Here is a 17,587-nt window from a genome sequence, read left to right as displayed (position 1 = left end):
AGTCGTGCCGAGTTATTGCAAATAACGGTCAAAATTAAGCAGCACGTTTTCCAGGGCGTCGTCGTTTTCGGTATTAATCTCGATTACTGCCGGTTGTTCCTGTTCCGACAGCGGCTGTGCCGATTGCTGCTGATGGCGCAGGACGGACACCGTCGCTTCTGATGCGTCGTTTTGCCGTTGCCTGATACGCCTGCATAATTCCTGATCCGATGCCTGAAAAGTAATGATATGAAATGACACGCCGCAGTCGTCCGCAAGCTGTTGAAAAAGGTTGCGTTGTTCGCTTTTAAGAAAAGCCGCATCAATAATTGCCGGAAAACCGGCTTCAAGCACGGTTTTGGCAAGTTCTTTAAGATGCTGATAGGTTTGTAGACTTGCTTCCTGAGTGTAAAGCCCGTCATCAATATCGCTGCCGGTTTGCATTAATGCCTGGTAACCGAACAGACGTTTGCGTTCTATATCTGAGCGTATCTGGAACGCGCCGATTTTTTCGGCAAGTTGACTGGCTATTGTCGATTTGCCGGAACCTGAATAACCGTGGGTGATAAACAGGACGGGGCGGCAATGTCGGGTAAAACGCTCGGCCAGGTCGGCGAAAGTCGCGTATTCGTCAAGCGCCTGTTTGGCAGCGTTATCGTTACCTTGTTGTTGCGCCATGCGCAATAAGGATACTTTAGCCCGTACCAGAGCACGATAAACCAGATAGTAACGCAATAAAGCCAGTCCTTGATAATCGCCGGTGTGTTGCAAATAGCGATTAAGAAAGCGGTATGCATAGCGGTCGTAACCAAAATGCAGCAGGTCGATGAACAAAAAAGCGACTTCACTGATCACGTCTACCCAGCGCAGCATCGGATTAAATTCGATGCAATCGAACAGTATTATTTTGCCGTTTATGACAGTCATGTTGCCCAGATGTAGGTCGCCGTGACATTCGCGCACATAGCCGTGCAGTTTTCGCCGCTGCATTAAATCGGTCAGATGAGGCCCTTCGCTATCGGCCCATTGCTTAATATGTTGCAGTTGCTGTTTTTGGGCATCATCGAACAGCAAAGGCCTGATATGTTCGAAATTCTCGTCAAACCAATGCTTGATATTGATGCTGTCGCCATAAGGGGAGTTTTCATCCGTCCGTTCAATGGTTTGATGAAAACCGGAAACACTATCGGCAAGTTGATCGATCTCAGTTGCGTTCAATTGCCCGAGCCTGGCGTATTCGCTGAGCAATTGTCCTGACGGAAAGCGGGTCATTTTGACCGCATATTCGATGGCAATACCGGTTCCGCCCAGTTGAGGTTGTTCCGGCGTTCCGGTTATCGGTACGACCTCCAGATACAGGTCGGCAGCCAGGCGCCTGTTTAATCTTAATTCTTCATGACAGCAAAAGCGGCGTTTTTCCAATGTGGAAAAATCAAGGAAACCGAAGTTAACCGGCTTTTTGATTTTGTAGGCGTATTGCCCGGTCAGCAACAGCCATGAAATATGGGTTTCAATGAGTTCGCAGGCATTAGCTTCAGATAACGCTTTGATTAGGGTGAAGCTTGAATTCGGGGCTGTATTATTGCCCATGTTTATAATCTCCAGCACATTCTATGGTTAGATGTTATTACGTTCATGGTATCAGGGCAATGCCGGAAGAGCAGGGCAGTAGAAATAGGTAATTGGGGTAGAGCTCAGGCTAAGGTTTTAATAGGGCCAGCGTTAAAATAAAATCGGTTTCTATTTCGAGTTCCGCAATATCTTTAATGGTTTGCCGGACGCTTTCATTGGCTCGCCACGCAAAAGGCGTCATTTGCAGTAGGGCGATTCTTTGCTGAGAATTAGGGGCGATTTTATAGCTGATGCGTTGCATGTCTATGCGCTCAAAGCCATGCGGCAGTTCGCTTTCCAAGGCATGTTCTTTGACCTCGGCATAGATAAATTGTTTCAATTGCCACAGATGTCTCGGGCCCGGCGTTACAGTCAGTAAGAATCCCGACGGTTTCAGCACCCGTTTGAGTTCATCATCATTTGACGGTGCGAATACTCTCAGCACAAAATCGAAATATTGATCCGCATAAGGCAGCCGGTTTGAGCTGGCCACTATAAACCGGGCATTAGGCTGTTTCTTCGCGGCAGCGGCTACGGCAAATTTGGCAATATCAATGCCGTGTAACATCATGGTGCTTGAGCAGTCGGCTTCAATTTTCCGGCTGTAGTAGCCTTCGCCGCAGCCCAGGTCCAGCAGATGTTTGGGCTGGTTTGCATTGATCATCATCGCCACCGCTTTGGCCATCGGTTTATAATAACCGGCTTCCAAAAACTCGCGTCTGGCTTGCATCATTTGCTTGTTATCACCGGGTTCTGCGGAATGTTTATGTTGTACCGGTAAAAGATTTAAATAGCCTTCCTTCGCAAGATCAAAGTGATGATTGTTATCGCAAACATAACTTTTAGCCGATGGATTCAGCTGTAGCAAAGCCGAGCAAATCGGGCATATATAACAGGAAACCGGATGGTGAATTTGGTGCATTGTAAGCTGGAGACTTTTACCCGGCTAGGCCGTGAAAAGTGTTCGGTGGGTGGAACGATTGTTTTTAATGAAAGACAGGATCAATTTAAGTTAACCCTGTCCCAATAAATTGTCGAATCTAATGATTAGATTGACTTGTAAAAGCCTAATGCTTTGTTTAACTCAGCAATAGCTTTTGGTTCATCTGCACTTTTACCGATGATCTGCGCTTTAATAATGCTTGCAAGTCCTTCTTTTACCGCAGCTTCGTGGCCTACGATTTCATCAGAAGCGCTACGTGCTGCTTTTTCGTGTGTATAAGCGGCATTGAAATCATGTTTGCCGATTTCAGCGATCGCTTCTTCAAGATGTGCAATAACTTCAGTGGCTTTTGCATCTTCAGCCAAAGCAACGGTGCTTGCACCTAAAGAGATAGCCATAGTGAAAGTGAGTACTGCTTTTTTGATTAAATTCATCATATACCTATGAAGTGTTTTGGTGTGATTTCCAGATACGGTCTGAAAATTAATAATCGAAAGGAAACTTACCTTTCATGACTATCATATACGAATAACCTATTCCTTATATAGGCAATTTTAAATTAAAGAAATATGTTTTCAGTCAAATAGGAAAGGGCTATTTGATTGGTATTTATTCAAGTTATTGTTTTATATTTGTTATTCGCTGTTTTTAGGGCGGGAAAGTAAATAAATGGAGGCTTGCGATTTTTATCGGCCAGTCTTTAAGTTTTCGTTAAAAGAGTACCGATGACAAAGAACTGGGAGGTGGCACTGAAGCCCTTTATCTCCGGCAGGGCGCCAAAGCGCGATTACCTCATCATGCTAAATGGCGGCAACGTACTGGTAAATTTCGCTACGGGGACTTTGTTTTTTGAACAAATTCGAGCTTCACAAAGAGAGTTCATGGATGGCTTAAGCGAATTTTTCTTGATAATTATGTAGATTGAACTGGAGTAGCACCAGCTCAATCTACTATGCCGAATAGTTACAAGTAACTATTCGCTAACCTGGGCAATCCAGTCTTGTAGGTTGTAATAGTTGGTAATGCGGGCAACTTTATTGTCGCGGATTTCAAAAAAAGCACCGGCAGGCAGGCGGTATTTTTGGCCTTGTGCGGCAGGCAAGCCTTCGTCGGTTTTAATGTATTCGCCCAGCACTACAAATTCTGCGGCGGCGCGCTTGCCGTCGGCTGTCGCCATGATGACCATATCGACCAACTGTTCTTTGTAATTGTTGTTCATACAGGCCATGAATTGAGTGAATGCTTCCTTACCGGTTTCACGTTTGCCTTGGTTGATGTCATGGATGACATCGTCGGTCAGCAGGTTAAGGAAAGTATCCATGTCACCGCCGTTGAATGCGGCATAGTATTGTTCTATCAGGTTGATGCTGTCTTGGTTCATAGTCGTTTCGTCAATAAGTTAAAATAAAAAATAATTGAGTGGGGCATGCCGTGCGCGCCTTTTTATTCATAGTTGGCGCGCACGGCACGCCCTACGCTAAGTAATATGGATGCAATTTAGTTAGTCGCGTTGCTGAGTTAGAAATGATACGGCCATATTTTATCAATCTTTTTCCCAGTTATCCCGCAACGTCACAGTACGGTTAAACACCAGCTTGCCATTAACGCTGTCTATCGCATCAAAGCAGAAATAGCCTGTTCGTTCGAACTGGTAGCGGCTTTCAGGCTGCGGATCAGCCAGGCTGGCTTCGACTCTGCAATCGGTCAGGACTTCCAATGAATCGGGATTTATCACATCGAGAAAGTTTTCTTCATTGTCAGGGTTAGGCACGCTGAACAAGCGGTTATACAGACGCAGTTCCGCCTGTTGCGAGTGTTGCTCGGAAACCCAATGGATCACGCCTTTGACTTTACGCCCTTCGGGGTTTTTACCCAGCGTGTCGGGGTCATAGCTGCAACGCAATTCGGTAATGTTACCGTCGGCATCTTTAATGATTTCGTTGCATTGGATGACGTAAGAACCGCGCAAACGAACTTCGCCACCTTCCACCAAACGTTTGAATTTCGGCGGCGGCACTTCGGCAAAATCATCCCGCTCGATCAGAATGACTTTGGCAAAAGGCACGATACGTTTGCCAAGCTCGGGCTTTTGCGGATGGTTGCTGACTTCAAGCTGTTCGGTTTGGTCTTCAGGATAATTTTCGATGACCACGCGCAAAGGCTGTAAAACCGCCATGGCTCTGAGTGCGTTTTCGTTTAAATCTTCGCGGATACAGTATTCCAGAACGCCCATTTCGATCCATGAGTTTTGTTTGGTCAGACCGATGCGCTCGCAAAAATCGCGTATCGATTTGGGCGTAAAGCCTGCGCGGCGCAAGCCGGCAATAGTCGGCATACGCGGGTCGTCCCAGCCGTTGACGTGTTTTTCGGTGACCAACTGGTTGAGTTTGCGCTTGCTGACAATGGTGTATTCCAGCTGCAAGCGGGCAAATTCGATTTGTTGCGGATGGCAAGGCGTCTTAACTTGATCCAGCACCCAGTCATAAAGCGGACGGTGATCTTCAAATTCCAGCGTACACAACGAATGGGTAATGCTTTCCAGCGCGTCGGAAATGCAGTGGGTGTAATCGTACATCGGATAAATGCACCAGTCGTTGCCGGTGCGCTGGTGATGTACGCGGCGAATCCGGTATAGCGCCGGGTCACGCATGTTGATGTTGGGTGAGGCCATGTCGATTTTGGCGCGCAGCACATATTGGCCGTCGGCAAATTCACCGGAGCGCATGCGTTTAAATAAATCGAGGTTTTCCGCTATCGAACGGCTACGGTCCGGACTTTCTTTGCCGGGCTCGGTCAAGGTGCCGCGATAGGCCCTGATTTGTTCGGCCGATAGACTGTCGACATAGGCTTGGCCTTGTTCGATCAGCTGCACGGCATAGTTGTAAAGTTGTTCGAAATAATCAGACGCGTGGCGCAATTCCGACCATTCAAAGCCTAGCCAATGTACATCGCGCTTGATTGATTCCACATACTCGTCGCTTTCTTTTTCAGGATTGGTATCGTCAAAGCGCAAATTGCAGCGGCCGTTGTTTTCGGCGGCAATGCCGAAATTCAGGCAGATCGATTTTGCATGACCGATATGCAGATAGCCGTTAGGCTCAGGAGGAAAGCGGGTGACGACTTGACCGTTATTTTTGTTGTCTTTGAGATCATTGGCAATGATCTGACGGATAAAGTTCGACGTAGGTTGGTTATCGTTTGTGGACATTGTCTGTATTGGGTACGTTATTGAAGTGGATTTGTATGTCGGAAATTGTAATTATGCGTAACACTCTGGAGTAAAACAGGCTTTGCATGTCCAAAGCAAGCCTTGGACTCCATTCGCGCAGGAGTTCAAAGCTTGCTTGGAATAGTCACATCTATCGAGACCAAATGTTGCAATTATACATTGAATAGTCGCTGTGCGGCTATCCGGCAACTGCTACCTTCTGCGTTTATTCAATTGTCAGCCAAGGTCTGTATCCGGTAAAAACCTTCGCCGTTATTGCCCAAAACATCGGCCAGCCAGGGCAAAACCTGTTTCATTTCAGCCGCTAAAGTCCAAGGCGGATTGATGACGATCATGCCGCTGGCGGTCATGCCGTGTTCGTCGCTGTCCGCGCGTATACCCAGTTCAAACAGCTGCACATTGTTGATGCCGCTGGCTTGGATGGCACGTTCCAGCTTCTGGTTACGGCTGCGGTCAATGACCGGATACCAAAGCGCATAAGTGCCTGTGGCAAAACGCTTATGCATGGCGACCAGCGTTTCAACAACCTGCTGGTAATCGCTTTTGATTTCATAAGAAGGGTCGATCAATATCAATCCACGGCGTTCGAGCGGTGGCAATAACTTCAAGCAGTCTTTTAAGCCATCGGCATGAAATACTTTAATGCGCTTGTCTTTATCGGCTACCGTATTTAAAAGTTTTATTTCGGTGTTATGAAGTTCGAATAAACACAGACGGTCTTTGTCGCGCAGCAATTGTTTGGTAATTAACGGCGATCCGGGGTAACGGGTTAATTTGCCGGAACTGTTAAAGCGCTTGATAAGGCTGACATAGTGGGCAACGCAGTCAGGTAAATCGTTACGTTGCCATAATTTGGTTACCCCGTTGTCAAATTCGCGGTTTTTTAGTGCATATTCACCGTCCAGCTCATATTTACCGGGGCCTGCATGGGTGTCGATGCAGCAAAAAGGTTTGTCTTTTTTTGTTAAGTAGTCAAGGTTTTGTATCAGGATGATATGTTTTAAAACGTCGGCAAAATTGCCTGCATGAAACGAATGTCGGTAGCTGAGCATGATGGGTTTGATTTTTAGAGTATTTTGTCGAATATCATCATGCCTATTTCAAAAGCAATCAGCCAGATAATGATCCATTCTAATATTGTTGAATGTCTGTGTTTTTGTTCGTCCGCCAGCATTTCGAATAATTCATGGATGGTTTCCAGCTTTTTTGACAATACGCCGGTTCGCGGGGCTATTTCCAGGTATTTTGCGGTGATCCCGTAAAAAGCTTCATATTCAGGATATTCCCAAAAGAAGTCAGGCGTATCCAACAAATCATAATTCAAAATAATGTCGCTTTTGGTTAAAAACAATTGTCCGCGGATTTTTGCGATCTTATGGCGGCTCAAGTTGATTTTTCCGGTTTCAGCTAATGATTTTGGAATATAGCGGGTGTTGTTGATAGTTGTCAGGGCATTGGTTTCAAAAGACGCCAGCTTAATCGATTGCGCCATACCTTGCGATAATGCAAAGATCAAGATAGGGTCTGAAGATTCGATTTCAATATGATCTTCAATAATCCGTGTACCTGGGCAATCGAGAGCAAAGGTGAAGTGGTCTTCCTCCGGAGAAGTCAGTGGATTTTCCGCATGATCCAATAATAACTGGTGTAGTTTAGCCTGCTGTTCCGAATTGACATTCCAATGCACCACAGCGCCGTAAGCAAAGACAATCGACCAGGAGTGATCGTTTTCAATCAGTAATGCACCCTTGATAATTCTTATCAGCATCGCGTCGGACAGCAGGCCTGCTAAGGCGCTAATATCGAAACCTTGCGCCAGGCAATAGGCTGCACATTTCTTAATGGACTGGTTTTCAGACATAAAATGCTCTCAAAAGTTAATAGCGCTGAAGTGCTGACGAGCTTCGATTTTAATCCTCAGGTTATGTATCAACAGATACGGTTTATATCTGTTGATGTTATTAAAAACAAAGTCTTTATTGATCGGCAATTTTTACCAGCCAGCCGTTTTCGCCATTGCATCTTGGAATCTTGGCGTTAACCTTGATGTTGATTCTCGCCGTTGTGTTAACCAATTCGGCGGGTAACTTGCCTTTTACCAGATAAAAAGATTCTTTATCTTCCGTAGTGACTTCGACAGGAATCGTTTTTACGGTGACTTTAATTTGCTCAGGTTTTTCCACGTTAAACGCATAAAAAGAGAACGGCGATCCCGGTGCAACGGTTGCTAAATTGGCCGGTAAAAACTTGGTCAGCTGGGGTTTAACACAGCCGTTTTCGCCACCGCCACCAGAACCGCTGCTTCCGCCGTGTCCGCTATGATGCTCGGCAGCATAGCCCGTACTGATACTAAAGCATGAAATTATAAAAAAGAGGGGTAGTAGTCTGGGTGTTTTCATTGGATTACCTTTTAATTATTATTTTTGTTGTGTTCAGTATAAGGCGGGCTCTTGCTACGCTATTAAAATGCGGCTGAAACCGAATACGTGGCCAATTATATTCATAAATAACGTTTCATCATAAAACATTGGAATAGTCTTGTTCCAGCTGCCGGAAATTCATTGACGACATAAAACGGCTGAAACTCAGCCAGGATGAAAGCCCCATCAGGTCTTTGAATTGAGGCGGCAGAAAGCGTGGCGCTATCACGGTGCCTTCTTCAACCAGGTCGACTAACACCTTCATATCTTCGATCATGGTTTTGCCGCAAAACAGCAGTGGGATACGATCCGGTTTGCCTTTGCTAACTGCCAGGCGCATGAAGTTATAGGTTAGCACGAAGCCTTTGATGTAAGTCAGGTCTTTGGTAAACGGCATGCCGTCGGAACTGCTGCCCCTGAATACCCGGCTGCTGAGCGTATAACTTTCTTCACTGTCCAAGCCTTTATCCTTAAAGAAATAAAATATGTCCATAAAGTCCGCACCTTCTTCGGCCAGCGTGATCGCGCGCACTCGATTGATCAGGCGCATCAGCCGGTTAGGCGTGGAGCTGAAGGTTAAAATTTCCATCAATACCGCCAAGCCTTCCTGGGTGATAGTTGCGGAAGGCGGACCTTTGCCGAGAAACGTACAATAAGGTTGAGCCAAACCGTTCAACGTAGTACCCAGATGCACCCATATTTCGTGAACTTCAAGCACGCGTAAATCGCGCATATTGAACAACGCATCGGCGCGTAATTTGATGTAATCGGTACCGGCTGCGGCATCGGCGACGATACCGTCGCTGAGCATGGCGCGCAGGCCTGCGCCGGGAAATACGGCTTCTATCTTTTCGTTAAGGATGGCTACGGCATCCATTGCGCTGATAGTTTTGGCTTCTTCGTTCAGGAAGTCCAGTTTTAGCAGTTGCGACAGGGTTGCTTCCATCATGCTGCCCAGATCGGCAATGGTCGGATCGCCGACATGGAAAACGTCCTGGGATGAGCCGTATAATTCCTGGGAAATATTGGAAAAAGTCGGTTTTCCCCTGGCCTCCAGCATACGCACGACGTCCAGGTATTCCTTGCAAATTCGGCGCATGATCACGCTGAGCGGGTTCAACTGGCCTAGTTTGCGCATTAAATCGCGCTCAATCTGGTAAAACTCGTGTTTCTTTTCGTTCGGATCAAAGCCCAAAGGGCGTTTTTGATAATAATCCGGTGTGACTATCGGTGATCTTTTGCAGTTTCCTTCAAAAAAAGCCTGTTTGATATTATCGTCCCATTTGATCGCGTCAAGTATGCGGATCGGTTGTTGAGCTTTGACGATCCGATCCGATAGCGTTTTGACTTCGGTCAGATAAGCGGAAGGTTTAATCGCTTTTTTGCGCATATTGTCATCCATTAGCATTTCAGTATTTAAATGATAAAGCGGCTAGTCGTAACAGCAGCGAAACCACATCCAGTATACCAATAGATTGATAAAGCCCAACGGAATTCCAATGCGGGCAAATTCAAAAAAGCCGAGGGTAGCCTGATGTTTTTCCGCATGCTGAATAATAATCACATTACTGGCGGCGCCCAAAATCAGCAGATTGCCGGCGATAGTGCTGCCGGCTGCCAGAGCCATCAGCGATTCAGGACTCGGATTAGTCAGCATCGGCAAATACAGCGCCACCAGCGGCACATTGGAAACCAGCTGGCTAAGCGAGGCGCTGAGCAACATGATAGCCGGAATGGTAGTCAGGTCTATGTGCAACCTATCAACCTGCTGCTGCATCAGGCCGGATTGCCAGACGCTGGACATCAATACAAACATGGCGGCAAAAAACAGTAAAGTTGACCAGTCTAGACTTTTTAATAAGCGCAGCCGGGCAGAGCTGAATAAAATTGGCGGCAGGGCGGCAATAATGGCGATATGGCTTAATTCGAGCTGCACAGTGCTGTGGATAGCGGACAGAATGATGTTAAGCGTTATTGACCCGATCAATAAAAATAGGGAAGCTTGAGCCAGTTTGGCCAATTTTTTATCCAATAGTTCGGCCGGACTATGGGTAAGCGGTATAGCAGTAATAAATTGTTGCCGGTAAAACAGCCGTAAAATCAGATAAGTGACAATCAAATTAAGCAGTGTGGGGATGGCGAGCGCTTTAAAAAAAGTCGGAAAAGGGGAAGATAATCCACCTTGGCTGGCAATCAGCAGATTCTGGGGGTTGCCGATAGGGCTCATTACGCTGCCGATGGTAATGGCATAAGCCAGGGTTAATAACAGCAGCTTATTGTTGATGTTGTGTTCTCGAGCCAGGCGCAGCACCAGCGGCGTGCCTATGATAGCGATTGTATCATTCATCAGCAGGGCGGAGCCCAAAGCCGCACCGAACAAAATACCGCCAACCAATTGCGGCACCGATGTCATCTTGTTCAATAAAGGATAGGCGAGCACGTACAAGTATCCGCTGGCGACCAGCGCCTGGCCGATAACAAACATGCCGAACAGAAACAGCATGACATTTAAATCGATAGCCTTTAAAGCGTCGAGCCCGCTAATCTCGCCGCTAGCCAGTACCACCAGCGCGGCAACGGTCATTGATTGCCAGATTTTGATATTAAAACGACCGATTTTACGCACGGCGATCAACACAAATACCGCAACCAGAGACAGTATCGATATATTCATTTTATTCCTGATGATGGATAGTCTTTGCTATTTTACAGATAAATATTAATATATTTAATATGTTACGCGTGCAGTGCGGAAAGCATAGGCTGAGAATATGAAATTTCAAGTCATTTAAGATTAATTTAAGATTAAATGATGAGAATAGACACATCTGTCTTAATCCGTATAAAGCATGAACAAGAGCGTAACCGACTATGAATGAAAGTGAGACCATTTCATCACGACGAAAGTTTCTGAAAAATATGGCTTACGGCTCCTTGCTGATGGCTGGAGGCGTCGGAGTCGCAAACGCTAAAGTTAGACATATCGCTTCACACACAGTACTTGCTCCGCATTCTCATTCGGGCAATCATAATTCACGTGTCCATGACACGCTGCACCAGCATCTGTCCTCCTATAAGCCTTCATCCAGTGTAGATAGCTATAGCCTATTTGATCGGAACTCTCCGTCTCATAAAATGCTTGCTTTCCATAATACCCATACAGGGGACCAGTTGGCGCTGACTTATTTTGAGCAAGGTCGTTATATCAAAGATGCGCTTCACGAAATCAATCATTTGTTTCGTGACTACCATGACGGTACTGTTCATCCTATCGATCCGGCATTACTGGATCAGTTGTATGATTTAAAACACACTCTCGAAGTAAGAAAACCTTTTCATATCGTCTCCGGTTATCGATCGCCGGCTACCAATGCCGATCTACGTAAACATAGCGATGGTGTTGCCAAAAATAGTCTGCATATGGAGGGCAGGGCGATTGATATTCGTATTGAGGGTTTAGATACCAGAAGAATTAGAAATGCAGCGCTGGCCATGCAACGTGGTGGCGTCGGTTATTACGGAAAATCCGATTTTGTGCATTTGGATACGGGTAGCGTAAGAGCCTGGATCGGCTAGATTTATCTGGAAGACACAAACAGCGGAGCATCAGCTTCGTAACCAACCTTAAGATATAAAAAAAACACGAAGTTTAGAAATAAAACTTCGTGTCCTCATTAATTCTCCTACACCGCTTCATCCATGCCACTATGGCTATTTGATTGCCGCTTCCGGTGTCGCATTCCTACTGATAAAAAGCGATTGGTCGGACAGGTCGTCCGGTTTGCTTAGGGCTTCCAGCAGCACAGCATCATGGCCATAAATATCCGGGTAAAACTCTAACTTGTCATATTGATCGAAAAAAGCGGTAGTATAAAAAAATAATACCGGTATCGGCTTTTTCAAAATGACTCTCTGCATTTTTGGCGTGTTCATAGCCAGCTGTATTGTCTCGGCGTTCCAGTTGTCCTGATTTTTAAGCGCAAACTCAGCCAGTTTTTGAGGGTTCGCAACCCGCACGCAACCATGGCTAAAATCCCTTCGTGATTTGCTAAACAAGGCATTGGCAGGCGTATCATGTAAATAGACGTCATCTTTATTGGGGAAAATAAATTTCACCTTACCCAATGCGTTCTTTCCACCCGGACGCTGCCTGATCCTTAACTTACCTTCTTTAAGCAGATGCATGGTTTGTTCGTTAAGCGCCGTAGGCTTTTCACCGTCGCGGAAAACAGAAACCAGTTCCATGTTTTCTTTCTCAAGATAATTTCTGTTTTGAATTAACTTGGGCAATATTTCATTTTTTATGATGCTGTAAGGCACGTTCCAGTAAGGCATAAAATCAATAAAGTGCATTTCCGCCATCAATACCGGAGTTTGGGTTTTTAGGGCATTACCGACAACGACCCTCATGTTGACTATATTGACATTCGGCTGATCAATTACATCAAATGCCCATAATTGAAAAGCGGGGATATTAACGATAATTGATGCGCCGACATTGAGCTCCGGTAACCAGCGCAGTCTTTCCATAGCCAATTCGATTTGTGTCATTCGATAGCTCAAAGGTGTATTGAATGCGGACACCGAACCTTTTCCGATATTACCGTCAGCCGTAAGTCCATGCCGCTTTTGAAACTTCTTAACGCCGGCAACAATAGCGTCACTGTATAGCGATAATTTTTCAGTGCCGATAACTGTTTTATCTTCAGGTAAATCGCCTACGATGGTTAAAAATCGGCGTAGCTCGGCAATTTGCGGATGGGATCCGCCGGGGTGCAACGTTTCAGTTGCCTCGAATTTAAAAGGCGGCGCGCTTGCGGCAAGCTGGCGGTAATTAGCCAATGCGGCTTTTAATTTTTGATATTGATTTAACTGAGGTTCAACCGAAAGCGGTAATTGAGCCAGAGTGTTTTGCGCCAGACTGTTTTTAATCAATAAGGGCAAATCAATCAGCTTTTTTTCTCTTAGCTTTAAGTTGAAATTTATGCCTTGCGGATTTACCCGGCCATAATGCAGATCATGCAGGAAGCGCAGCAACGATATACTAAGCGCCGTATCATATAGCGCCAATTCTTTATAGGAATCCGGCTTAAGCTTTAAGGCCGGCTGTAGCTTTTGCCGTAGCGTTTCAGTATCGTAATTTCTGGATTTTAATCCGTGATCCGCCGCGTTTGCCAATAAGTTAAGGGCATCGGTGATGTTCTTTTCCGCGTTAGCGTTGCCCAGCCACAGCAACTCGTGGTTCGACATCTTATACAGGGACTCAAGATCGTCGGTACGGTTCGGGAAATTGGGCAGCATCAGGTAAGGATGCTGTTTTGCCGCAATAATCGCGGTAATTTCCTGAGCAACGCCGGGCTCCTGATTGACGGTTTCTTCGGCGAGCAACACCTGCATGGGGAGCGCCAGGAACAGAAATATCAGCAATCGGGGCATATAATGTTTTATGTTCGTTTTCAATTTACTTCTTCGCTGAACGTTCGTGATATTAAGTTTTGCAGTTGGATTACTACAAACCTCACTTTTAATAAGATAATCAGTCTTTTTGAGGTATATCTTGATAATATAATTTTAACATCACTGGGTCGTTCAAGGAAATTTGGCGTCTATATAGATAAATATTTGTTCCTGCATTACTCTCGCTCACTATGCCGAACGCAATGTTATCTCTCCAATTTTATGAACAGGTAGGATGATGCAGCAGTATAGCGGTGTGTCGAAATGGCTACATCATTGATTGAGTTTCACTCACTACAAGGCAGAATATGACAAGTCTCACTTTTTTAGGCGCAACAGGGCAGGTTACCGGCTCCTGTTATTTACTGGAAACCGACTCCAGCCGCATATTGCTTGATTGCGGAATGTTTCAAGGCTCAAGAGAAACAGAAAAACAAAATGAAGCCGATTTCCCGTTTGATCCGGCCGGCATTGATGCGGTGGTTTTGTCCCATGCCCATCTCGACCACTGCGGGCGCTTGCCCAAGCTGGTTAAAGATGGTTTCAAGGGACCGGTATTCCTGACCGAGGCTAGTTTTCCGCTGCTGGAGTTGATGCTGATGGATGCAGCCCATCTGCAATTACGCGATACCGAATGGGAAAACAAGCGCCGGGAACGCGCCGGTAAACCGCTACTTGAACCTTTATATACCGAGGCGGATGTCAAGGCGTTATTGGAACTGCGTCAGCCGATAGCCTATGGCGTGGAAAGCAAAATATTTCCGGAGTTGAGTGTTTCCTTTCATGAAGCGGGACATATACTTGGTTCAGCTATCGTGCGTTTACGCATCAACGATAATGGTAAAACCAAAACACTGGTTTTTTCCGGCGACTTGGGTAACCCGAATTCACCGTTATTGCGTGATCCGACTGTTTTAACCGAAGCCGATGTATTGTTGCTTGAATCTACTTACGGCGACCGCGACCATAAACCGTTGGAAAACACGCTGGATGAGCTGCGCGAAACATTGGCGGAAGCCGCAAAGAGCGGCGGTAATGTCATTATTCCGGCTTTTGCCGTGGGCAGAACTCAGGACCTGATTTATTGGCTGGGTAAAATTCAGCGCCAAGGCGGACTGCCGCAACAGCAGATTTATCTGGATAGCCCGATGGCAATCAGCGCCAGCAATATCTACGCGGACAATGCACATTTATTCAATATCGACGATCCCGAATTTACCAAGGTTGCGCCCGGCGGCTGGCAAGCCTGGTTGCCGGGTTTGATCTATTCGGAGACCGCCGAAGAATCAATGGCCGTCAACCGTATTGCCGGCGGCGCGGTTATTATTGCCGGTAGCGGCATGTGTAACGGCGGGCGCATCCGCCATCATCTTAAATACAACTTGTGGCGGCGCAATGCCCATATCGTCATCGCAGGCTTTCAGGCCGAAGGCACTTTGGGCCGGGCCATTGTCGACGGTAAAAAATCGTCTCTAAAAATATTGGGTGCAGATGTCAATGTAGCGGCCAATGTGCATACGTTGGGTGCGTTAAGCGCTCATGCCGATCAAAGCCAGTTATTGCAGTGGGCGGGGCATTTTAAAGAACCCAAGCCGAGGCTTTACCTGATTCATGGCGAGAAATCGGCGACTTTATCGTTGCAGACTTGTTTTAAGCGCACCGGGTGGAATGCGAATATTCCAAAGGTCGGGGAGAAGATTACTATCTGATGTTACGCATTGCCCAAGAAAAGCACGAAAGAACAGGAGGACGGTTTTTTCTGCATACGTACGGCACGCCCTACCTCTAAATATGGGATGCAGGGATAAGCTTAACTACTTAATCGTTATTTTTCGTAGTTCACATCTTTCCTTTGGATGCGCGTAACATCCGTTGCTATTTAAATGGAGCAGGGTTGGTTTTAAATTGCAAAAGCGTTACTGATACAATGCCTCACCAGTAGGGTTCCTAAAAATGAGAATAACTGATGCGCCTTAGACCCCAAAATATCGCCGCCTTACGCGAAGCAATCGGTTCCATTGCGCCGGATGCGGCAGCCATACGTTTGTTCGGTTCCCGATTGGATGATGAAGCACGCGGCGGCGATGTCGACCTGATGATTGATTTCGACCATCCCGTTGAACATCCTGCAGCGCTTTCGGCACGCTTGGCTGTTCGCGCCTCGCGTGCAATCGGCGGCAGACAGGTTGATGTCTTATTGCGAGCCCTCAATCTGACGCAAAGCGCTATACACCGAATTGCCCTGGAAGAAGGCGTACTCTTATGAGCAAATTCGCTCCGCAGCAAGAAAGGCTGCTATTTCTTGCCAAGGTTGCCAGACGCGAGATTAAACATTTGCAAAGCACCGATAACAGATTATTTGCCCAGCCACTGACGTTGGTCTTGGTTGCGCAACTGGATAGCGACGAAGATTTGGCCGAAAGAGTAGAGGCCTTTATCAGTCGGTTCGGACGGCTTCAGGACACATTAGGCGACAAGCTTTTGCCCAATTTGCTCGGGTTCGTCGGCGAACGTACCGCCACGGCAGTGGATAACCTGGATCGTGCCGAGCGCCTGGGCTGGATCAAGTCCAGCGATGGATGGAACCCCGAAAGCTCAGAAATCAAATGGTGCTCGAATATATCGAAGCTCCGGAAGTGCTTGTTGACGCGATCAATTTGGGGCATCCGCGCGTAGAGGATTTGGTTTATGCAGCCACACGGATGTTAACCGAAATCGAGAGCCGTATATCAGGCAATATCCTTATTTAACAGGATGCAGGCCGTAAAAAGTCCGGTATCTTTTTATCAATATTTACCCTATAAGAGCCCAATATGGCCGGAACCAGTCTTTTAGCTTTACTCGATGATATTGCCTCAGTCCTGGATGACGTAGCGCTGATGACCAAGATGGCGGCGAAGAAAACAGCCGGTGTATTGGGCGATGACTTGGCGCTGAATGCCGAGCAGGTGTCCGGTGTCCGGGCGAATCGAGAACTGCCGGTGGTATGGGCGGTCGCGAAAGGCTCGCTGAAAAACAAACTGATTTTAGCGCCGAGCGCGCTGGCGATCAGTTGGGCAGCACCATGGCTGATTATGCCGCTGCTCATGGTGGGCGGCGTCTATCTGTGTTTTGAGGGCTTCGAGAAATTGGTGCATTCGTTATTACATGCTCATGATGACGCTCGCCGTGCTGAACTGGCTGCGGCAGTAGCCAATCCCGAGATTGACTTGGTGGCGTTTGAACAGAACAAGATTAAAGGAGCCGTTCGTACCGACTTTGTATTGTCGGCGGAAATTATCGTGATAACACTGGGCGCGGTCGCAACTGCGGCTTTTGCGACCAAAGCGGCCGTGGTTGCCGGTATTGCTCTAATTATGACCGTAGGCGTATATGGCCTAGTGGCAGTCATCGTGAAACTGGATGATGTCGGGCTCTACCTGTGCCGAAAGTCCGGTTTAGGGCTATGGACAAAAATCCAGCATAAAGTCGGCCGAGTCTTTTTGCATAGCGCACCGTATCTGATGAAGTCGCTGGCAATTGTCGGTACTGCTGCGATGTTTATGGTGGGCGGCGGAATTCTGATGCACGGCATTCCCTCAGCACATCACTTTATAGAGCATCTTGCCCAAAGCGCTAATATTGTGCCCAACATCGGCGGCATGTTGGAAACCCTGGTTTCCTCACTGCTCAATGCGCTTGCAGGCATTGTTTCTGGTGCGCTGGCCCTGGCCGGTGTGATGATGGCTGAGCGTATTTACAAACACTGTCAACAGTAATATCAACCTGAGCATAGTTAAAAGCTCAGGCCGAACAGTTAAGCCTGAATTAATGAAATTGAGCTTAAATTAATAGCATTGAACTTAATCGTTGAAAGCCTTAAATCAAGCGCCTATCACACCTTCCCAAGCTCCCGAGACTGTGAAAGTATTCATGTGGGAGGGGCTTTAGCCCCGAAAGTCGGGGCTA

At 46.8% G+C, this 17,587-nt stretch carries 17 protein-coding genes; 6 read left to right on the top strand and 11 right to left on the bottom strand.

All coding sequences use genetic code 11. The features are described from left to right. Window positions 1–12: 12 nt before the first annotated feature. From V7051_RS06685 to V7051_RS06675, 3 genes are all read right to left on the bottom strand, one after another. Window positions 13–1,569: a bifunctional aminoglycoside phosphotransferase/ATP-binding protein gene (locus V7051_RS06685; protein ID WP_333874165.1), complete on the bottom strand. Its 1,557-nt coding sequence runs from the start codon at window positions 1,567–1,569 to the stop codon at window positions 13–15. Window positions 1,570–1,678: 109 nt separating this feature from the next. Further along, window positions 1,679–2,512 (bottom strand): 23S rRNA (guanine(745)-N(1))-methyltransferase, encoded by an 834-nt coding sequence (rlmA, locus tag V7051_RS06680; protein WP_333874164.1) that lies wholly within the window; start codon window positions 2,510–2,512, stop codon window positions 1,679–1,681. A gap of 125 nt (window positions 2,513–2,637) precedes the next feature. After that, window positions 2,638–2,970, bottom strand: a complete 333-nt coding sequence (locus V7051_RS06675) for a hypothetical protein (protein WP_333874163.1) — start codon at window positions 2,968–2,970, stop codon at window positions 2,638–2,640. Between the two features lie 288 nt (window positions 2,971–3,258). Here V7051_RS06675 and V7051_RS06670 point away from each other — a divergent pair, with 288 nt between their 5' ends. Next, window positions 3,259–3,453 carry a hypothetical protein gene (locus tag V7051_RS06670; RefSeq protein WP_333874162.1) on the top strand — a complete coding sequence of 65 codons (195 nt, stop codon included), beginning with the start codon at window positions 3,259–3,261 and terminating at the stop codon, window positions 3,451–3,453. Window positions 3,454–3,506: 53 nt separating this feature from the next. Here the strand turns inward: V7051_RS06670 and V7051_RS06665 are convergent, their stop codons facing one another. The 7 genes from V7051_RS06665 to V7051_RS06635 all read right to left on the bottom strand — a co-directional run bounded on the left by V7051_RS06665 (window position 3,507) and on the right by V7051_RS06635 (window position 10,856). Further along, complete coding sequence (locus V7051_RS06665; protein ID WP_333874161.1) at window positions 3,507–3,914, bottom strand: ketosteroid isomerase-related protein; 408 nt, start codon at window positions 3,912–3,914, stop codon at window positions 3,507–3,509. A gap of 162 nt (window positions 3,915–4,076) precedes the next feature. Continuing rightward, complete coding sequence (locus V7051_RS06660; protein ID WP_333874160.1) at window positions 4,077–5,741, bottom strand: glutamine--tRNA ligase/YqeY domain fusion protein; 1,665 nt, start codon at window positions 5,739–5,741, stop codon at window positions 4,077–4,079. 230 nt (window positions 5,742–5,971) lie between these two features. Then, window positions 5,972–6,814, bottom strand: coding sequence for a 23S rRNA (adenine(2030)-N(6))-methyltransferase RlmJ (locus V7051_RS06655; protein WP_333874159.1), 843 nt, complete (start codon window positions 6,812–6,814; stop codon window positions 5,972–5,974). A gap of 14 nt (window positions 6,815–6,828) precedes the next feature. Further along, complete coding sequence (locus V7051_RS06650; protein WP_333874158.1) at window positions 6,829–7,623, bottom strand: RMD1 family protein; 795 nt, start codon at window positions 7,621–7,623, stop codon at window positions 6,829–6,831. A 115-nt stretch (window positions 7,624–7,738) separates the two neighbouring features. After that, on the bottom strand, window positions 7,739–8,161 hold the full coding sequence (locus V7051_RS06645; protein ID WP_333874157.1) for a hypothetical protein: 423 nt from the start codon (window positions 8,159–8,161) through the stop codon (window positions 7,739–7,741). A 118-nt stretch (window positions 8,162–8,279) separates the two neighbouring features. Continuing rightward, window positions 8,280–9,584: a flavohemoglobin expression-modulating QEGLA motif protein gene (locus V7051_RS06640; protein ID WP_333874156.1), complete on the bottom strand. Its 1,305-nt coding sequence runs from the start codon at window positions 9,582–9,584 to the stop codon at window positions 8,280–8,282. A 30-nt stretch (window positions 9,585–9,614) separates the two neighbouring features. After that, window positions 9,615–10,856, bottom strand: a complete 1,242-nt coding sequence (locus V7051_RS06635) for an SLC13 family permease (protein WP_333874155.1) — start codon at window positions 10,854–10,856, stop codon at window positions 9,615–9,617. Window positions 10,857–11,053: 197 nt separating this feature from the next. On the opposite strand from V7051_RS06635, the gene V7051_RS06630 reads away from it, so the two are divergent. Continuing rightward, window positions 11,054–11,758 carry a YcbK family protein gene (locus V7051_RS06630; protein ID WP_333874154.1) on the top strand — a complete coding sequence of 235 codons (705 nt, stop codon included), beginning with the start codon at window positions 11,054–11,056 and terminating at the stop codon, window positions 11,756–11,758. A gap of 135 nt (window positions 11,759–11,893) precedes the next feature. Here the strand turns inward: V7051_RS06630 and V7051_RS06625 are convergent, their stop codons facing one another. Beyond that, window positions 11,894–13,642, bottom strand: coding sequence for a L,D-transpeptidase family protein (locus V7051_RS06625; RefSeq protein WP_333874153.1), 1,749 nt, complete (start codon window positions 13,640–13,642; stop codon window positions 11,894–11,896). 305 nt (window positions 13,643–13,947) lie between these two features. Here V7051_RS06625 and V7051_RS06620 point away from each other — a divergent pair, with 305 nt between their 5' ends. The 4 genes from V7051_RS06620 (at window position 13,948) to V7051_RS06605 (ending at window position 17,397) form a co-directional block, all read left to right on the top strand. Then, window positions 13,948–15,348: an MBL fold metallo-hydrolase gene (locus V7051_RS06620; RefSeq protein WP_333874152.1), complete on the top strand. Its 1,401-nt coding sequence runs from the start codon at window positions 13,948–13,950 to the stop codon at window positions 15,346–15,348. A gap of 257 nt (window positions 15,349–15,605) precedes the next feature. After that, window positions 15,606–15,905 carry a nucleotidyltransferase domain-containing protein gene (locus tag V7051_RS06615; RefSeq protein ID WP_333874151.1) on the top strand — a complete coding sequence of 100 codons (300 nt, stop codon included), beginning with the start codon at window positions 15,606–15,608 and terminating at the stop codon, window positions 15,903–15,905. After that, the gene (locus V7051_RS06610) at window positions 15,902–16,315 is read left to right on the top strand and encodes a hypothetical protein (RefSeq protein ID WP_333874150.1); all 414 of its coding nucleotides are present in this window, start codon (window positions 15,902–15,904) and stop codon (window positions 16,313–16,315) included. Before V7051_RS06615 ends, V7051_RS06610 begins: the two co-directional genes overlap by 4 nt. 137 nt (window positions 16,316–16,452) lie before the next feature. After that, complete coding sequence (locus tag V7051_RS06605; protein WP_333874149.1) at window positions 16,453–17,397, top strand: DUF808 domain-containing protein; 945 nt, start codon at window positions 16,453–16,455, stop codon at window positions 17,395–17,397. Window positions 17,398–17,587: the final 190 nt, after the last annotated feature.

It is taken from the genome of Methylobacter sp., from assembly GCF_036845245.1.
Taxonomy (GTDB): domain Bacteria; phylum Pseudomonadota; class Gammaproteobacteria; order Methylococcales; family Methylomonadaceae; genus Methylobacter_A.
Note: the sequence above shows the minus strand (reverse complement) of the source record. Positions and strands in the feature narration are given on the sequence as shown.